At 69.3% G+C, this 6,196-nt stretch carries 2 protein-coding genes; one reads left to right on the plus strand and one right to left on the minus strand.

Going from position 1 to position 6,196, the window contains the following annotated elements:
* Nucleotides 1–5,364: hypothetical protein (locus OOT08_RS06795; protein WP_325091843.1), on the minus strand; the 5,364-nt coding region annotated here is incomplete at its 3' end.
* Nucleotides 5,365–5,898: 534 nt separating this feature from the next.
* Between OOT08_RS06795 and OOT08_RS06800 the strand changes: the two genes are divergently transcribed.
* Nucleotides 5,899–6,196 (plus strand): hypothetical protein (locus OOT08_RS06800; protein ID WP_325091844.1); only part of this gene is annotated, 298 nt, incomplete at its 3' end.

Here is a 6,196-nt window from a genome sequence, read left to right on the forward strand (position 1 = left end):
GACCGGGGCGGTCCGGCCCGTCACCGCGGCCGAGTTCCAGCTCCGGGTCCCTTCAAGGCCGGTGCTGGGCACCGTCAGCACAAACTCCACGATCACATACTCGCCGCCGTGCAGCGGGTCCTCCTCGGAGAACACGATGTCCCCGCCGAACGACTTGCTCGTCTTCGAGGCGATCCCGGACCACGCGCCATCGTCGCAGGCGAGGGTCTGGGGCCCCGAAAACGCGTCGGGGTAGAGCCGGCAGGCGTTCTCCGTGGCGGAGTAGCGAGTCCCCGGCGGGAGAATCATCCCGTCGCCCCGCGCGCCCAGGTCGGTCGCCGCGGCTCCGGTGAGTAGGCGGACCGAGCCGGGCAGCAGCGCCGGATTCCACTCGGAGCCGCGCGGGCTCGTGAGTACCGTGCCGCGGTCCCCGGTCTCGGGGAGCTCATCCACGTAGCGGAGTTGCTGCAGGTCGATGTTGCCCGAGTTGATGAGCTTCAGCCGGTACCGGAGGGTATCTCCCGTGGTCGTCTCGGCCACGCAGGGGTTGCGCACCCAGGTGCCGTCCGCCCAGTCCGAGACCGTGGAGGCATCGCACTCGGCCCCGGACACCGTGGCGCTGCCGTGTCGGGCATCAATGTATGACTCGCCGCGGACGGAGTCGTTGCGCAGGGACGTGACGAAGGCCTGCGCGGAGCACGCCGCGTTGGGCGAGGCCACCTCAGCGCACACCGAGGGATTCAGCGCCCCCTCGATGCCGGAGCCGACCACCCGCCCGGTGTTCGTCGCCGTGGTCCCGGCGCCCGATCCGTCGCTCACCTGCAGCGGAACCGTGATGACGATCTTCTCCCCTGGTTTCAGGCTCTGATCCTCGGGCCAGGTCCACCGCATCGTTGACGGGGTGCCGGGTTCGAGGGAGAACTCCGGCTCCACGGAGATCCCCTCGGGGGCGGAGACCCGCCAGGTAGTATTGGCGTTGACCGCGTTGTAGTTCAGCCCCTCGGGGAACACGTCCAGCGCGCTCAGGCCGTAGAGGTTGCTCGAGGCGTTGGCCGCGTTGCTCAGGACGAGGTCAAAGTTGATCCACGCGCCGGGGTTCCCCACCTCGCTCGTGCTGTTGTTCGTGTGCGATCCCGCGAACTTGCGCATGCTCGGCAGCGGGGTTCCCGCCTTGATGGTGACGGAGCTGGTGAGATCTGCCGGTTCCGGCTCTTCCGCGGCGGTCGTGAGGTGCAGCGAGCCGGCGGCCGTGAGCGCGCTCTCCCAGCTGTCCGATCCGGCGGGCAGCGCGGTCCCCGGCGCGAGTTCGTTCGGGTCGCTGCGCAGGGCGTGTCGCATCTTGGTGTCGATCAGGAGCGTCCCCTTGCCCTGCTTCGCGATGCGCTTCAGCTCGTCCTCGTCGCCGTCGAAGCGCACGCGGAACCCGGTGACCTCGGCCCAGCTGTTCGGCCCGGGCCCGGTTTGCGGCAGGGCGAGCGCGGTGTTGTGCCGGGCGGGGATCGCCGCGGTCCAGGTCCCGTCCTCGCCACGCGCCCACAGGGTCGCGCTGACCGCGCCGCTCGGATACTGCACCCGGGCACCGGTGACGTTGAAGACGTCGAAGACGGAACCCGGAACCACCTGGAATCCGCTCGGATCGTTGCTCGGCCAGCCCTCGGCGAGCAGTTGCTTGTCGGTGGCGAGCTGGAGCGCGGCGACCGAGATATTGCTCTTGTTCTGCACCGCGACGGTCCAGCGTTGCTCGCTCCACCGGTCCGGGTCCCGGAACAGCTCACGCCCGTCTGGCCGAAGTTCGAGCCCAAGATCGGTCGCTGGTCGGGCGATCACAATTTGGCCGGGAGTGTCCGTGACCGTCCCGGGGAGCGTGTCAAACGCGATGGTCGTGGCCGCGACCTGCCCAGCGACCTGCGCGGGAGAGCCGGGCAGGGGGCCGGTGATCGGCGCGTTGGGGGCGAGCACATTGGGGGTGCCCTCCAGAAAGGTGTACGACGTGCTCCCCGCGCGGACGTTGTCCCGCAGGCTCGTCAGAAACACCAGGCGACCGTGCACGTTGTCACTCGGGCGCTTGGTGCCCACGTATTTTCCGGACTCCTGCCAGGTGACCGTGATGCCGGTGATGTCCGGCCAGATCGCGGGGTCCGGGTTGAGCTGAGCGGCGCTCGCTCCCACCGGGGCGGCCACGGTTTTCGTGCTGCCGTCCCGCAGCTGGTAGGTGATCTCGCCCGCGACGAACTTCTCCGCGGCGCTGGCGCCCTCCGGAGCGCCGTCTCGCTCGGGCCAGCGCATCGACTCGATGCCCTGGAAGTCGGTGATCAGGAACGGATTCGTTTCGGGGGTCGGTGCGTCGCCGATGCTGGCGCTCAGGGAATCGACCCCGACGGCAATGCTGTTGGGGGCCTCCCACTGGTTCCCCGGATCGACGTCTTTGACCCCGAGCGCGGTCTTGTTCCAGACGTCGAGCGTGACCCGAGAGCGGGTTTGGTGGAGCCCGACCAGGAAGTTGTCCGAGTCTTCCGAGGTGCCCCATCGGAGCTCCGAGCCGCCGAACAGCTCATTGGCCGCGTACACCAGGAACTCCGCGGAGCTCGTGTAGGTGTCGGTCGACCAGGACTCATCGAGCGCGCGCGAGGCCAGGTCGGCGTAGTTCTTATAGACCTTCCCGTTGAGGGTCCCGTCCACGGCGGTGCTCGGGTCGCTCAGGAGGTGGGAACGCAGCGTCATGTCCGCAACCACGGAGAACGCGCCGTAGCGCTGCAGCGCCTGTTCGGGGTCCGCGCGGGACACGCTCACCTCGAGAGCAAAGACGGCGTTGCGCGCGCCCTCGGCCCAGTCCCCGCTCCATTCGATCGGACGCTTCGTGCCCTGGAACTCCAGGTAGGCGGCGCTCTGCGAGTCCTCGATCTGCTCCGGAGTCAGGGACGCACCGTTGAGCGTGGTGCCCGCGTCAACCCTGCCGACGGGTCCGATCTCGGCGCCGCTCTGGTCTCGGAACCGCACGGTGAGGACCTGGTCCGGACCGAGCCTGGCGTCCCGCACCCCGGTCAGGGCGAACACGTCGAGGGAGCGTCCGGTGTGACCTCCGTCGATGATCCGGCTCTCCACGGAGTTCTGGCCGGCGGGCACCCCGGAGAGGAGGAATCCGGTCGGAGAGCTCTGGTCCTGGATGCCGTAGGACCGGGCCCCAGCGGCAACGCTCTTGTAGACGGCGGCGCGTTCGAGCTCGATCAGAAACAGTTGGTCGCTGCCCGTCGCGGTTGCCGTGTTTTGCCCCGTGCGCACTTCCGCGGTGTTCCCCGCGGCGAACAGGCCGGGGGTATCCGTGGACCCGATCGTGGCCGGGGAGACGAGTGCGCCGTCGCTGAGCCGGTGCTCCCGGAACATGACGGTGGCGCCCGCGGGGGTCGCGCAACGCAGGTCAACCGGGAAGGAAGAGGAGCGGTCGAGGGGCAGAATCCGGTACTCCACGCCAACGACCAGTTCCAGGTCGATGGTCGCGTCGAAGGGGACCTTCGAGATCTGCTGCGGATTGTCGACCCGGTCGACCACCCAAACCTGCGTGTCGGTCGTGTTGCGCACCGTCGTCGGCGCTTCTCCGGCAGCCTCATCGCCGCCCGTGGTGCACACGGCTTCCCCGTCGGGGAGCGCGGTGAAGCGGACCGCGTTGAACGGCCCGGATTTCAGGTTCCCGAGCGTGGGCGCAGTCTGCGGGTCGACGATCGTCAGCTCCCGGGTCCCCTGCATCTCGGTGGCGTTCTCCGCCGGAGCCGTCCCGGCCACGAGGCGGAAGGCGTGATCCCGGAACCCCGCGGCGCCCTGCTCTGGGTCGTAGAGATCCCCTGCCTGGGCGATCCCGGTCAGCGGATAGACCACGTTCGTGCTGCCGTCGCCGTAGCGCTTCGAGAGCGTGACGGTGAGCTGCGGCTTCACAATGAGCAGGAGCGTCCGGGCGGTGGTGAGGTTCACGGTGGCCCCGGTCGTCGCGACCGCGGTCAGATCAACGAGGTGACTCACCGTGGTCGTTCCCGGGTTGTTCGCGGGCGGCACGATCGGGGCGCCGTTGCTCAGGCGAGCGTCGCGCAGGCTGCCGGAGAGGGTGACCTGTCCGGCGCAGGCAGCGTCATCGAGCGCGCAGCCGCCGCTCATGGCGGCGCCGTCCGCGGCCAGGAACACGATCGTGATCCCCGAGACGTCACCGAGTTGCTGACCGTCCGCGTCGGGACCGGGCACGGTGTCTCCCGGGCCGAAGGGCTGCACGGCTCCGCTGGCCGGGCTCCCGATGAAGTGGTACTGGATCGTGGCCGAGGTTGCTCCCGCCGGGAAGACCAGGTCTGGAAGCGTTTCCAAGCGTTGGTATTCGAAGAAGCTGCTGCCCGAATTGGTGACTTTGACGCTCAGCTCGCGGAGTTGGGACTGCCCCGTGTTGGCGACCCGCAGGGTCGATGAGGAGCCCTCCTTCGAGCCGTACACAGACGTGTTGTCGCCCGAATCGGTCACCCAGGTCAGGTCGCTTTGGATCTCCGGCAGCAGCGCCGCGACCACGATGTCGCTGTGTGCCTGGCCGTCCACCGCGGGTGAGACGCCGGGGGCCGGGTCGGTGACCTCATTTGTGACCAGGGCGGAAGCGCGGACCTGTCGCGTGTTCGCCGAGGATGCGATGATTCGCTCACCGCTCGTGCGTTGGGTGGAACGCAGGACGTAATCCGCGTGCACCGTGACGGTCCGTTCGGCGGCCGCAGAACCCACGAGCCCGGGAAGCCCGGAAACCTCGACCCGGTATCCGATGGCGTTCGCCGGGGCAGCCACCGTCAGTTCCCCGGGGGGCAGCTCGTGCTGGACGCCGGGTCCGCCCGCGACCTCAAACACCACCGTCGCCCCGAGCGTGTTTTCCGCCAGGCTGATCGCGGTCAGGTCAAAGGCCTCGGCGACCGGCAGGGCGCCCCCGGGCAGCGCCGCCCCGGAGGGGGCTCGGAAGATGAGTGTGCTCAGGGTGTTTGCGGTCGCGGTCCCCGAAACCGTGGCTCGGGCGGCGGTGCCGGTCCCCTCGGGCACGGAGGGCACGGACCAGCTCTGCCCGACGTTCGCGAGCCCGGGCTTCTCATACACGCGCAGGGCAACGGTCGCCGCAGTCTCGATGGTTGTCGTGTGCTCACCGGCACCGCCCACCATGATCGCCTCGGCGGTCTGCTCGGACCCGTCAAGCTCAGCGCCGACATCCGCGGGAACCCGAGCGGGCAGGTGCGCGACCGAGACGCCCTCGAGCTCGGCCCAGGTCAGGGTCACGGTTTTCCCGGTGGCGGGCCCGCCCTCGGGCGTCACGGTGACGGTGGCACCGCTCGGCGGGTTGAACTCCCCCGCGACAAACTCGACCTCGGCGGGAAAAACCACGGTCAGGGTGGCGGGACCGCAGCCCGCGGGGTCGGGGCAGCCCGAGCTCGCGGTGAAGTGGAACTGGCCGCCCGCCTCAACCTCGGTGATGGGGGCGCCCGTGCCGCGGTCGGTTGCGGCGAGGGAGAAGGGTGACCGGGGGGCCGTTGGCCTGCGCAGGCAGCGCCGTGAGGACGCCCAGCGAGGTGATCAGCGTGGTCACCAGCGTCGCCGCAAGCAACGCCGACAGTGCCCGAAACCGTTTGAGCCGCACAGAGTCTCCCTCAACCGTAAAGAGGAGACCCCAAGCACAGACTGATCGAGTGTTCTCCCCCAGCGTTGCCGAGCGCATCGCTCCGCCCTCAGAAAGTATCAAGAATTCCCGCCTGTGCCCGATATCCTCATTTCGTTACCCTTTCGATACGTTCACCCCGGGGTGGCGCGGCCGTGTTCACGCTCGCTGTTCGCGCTCAGGATCGCCTCGCTCCCGCGCAACACGGGTGACGCAGCGCTGCGCTCAGGGCGCGCCGGGCCACAGCGCGTAAGCTCTGGGGAATGTCCAGCACATCCGCTTCCTGTCAGAGCCCCAGCTGCGGCTTCGCCTCGCTCGGCCCGCGCGCGGTCGGCATCGGTCTCGGGGCCCTCGTCCTCGTGCTCGGCCTCGGCGTCTGGGTGATGCTCGCCTCCCTCGGCCCGATCGGGCCGGACCTCGCCTGGCACGATATCCTCCGCGCCGCCGCGACCCCGGCAATGCTCGCGGTCTCCCGCGTCCTCAACGTGATCGGCGGGCCCGTCGGGATGAGTGTGATCTCCCTCCTCCTCGCCGCCGTGCTCCTGCTCGCCAAGCGCCGCA

Origin of the sequence: Leucobacter sp. M11, assembly GCF_035726885.1 — a bacterium.
Taxonomy (GTDB): Bacteria; Actinomycetota; Actinomycetes; order Actinomycetales; family Microbacteriaceae; genus JAPFRB01.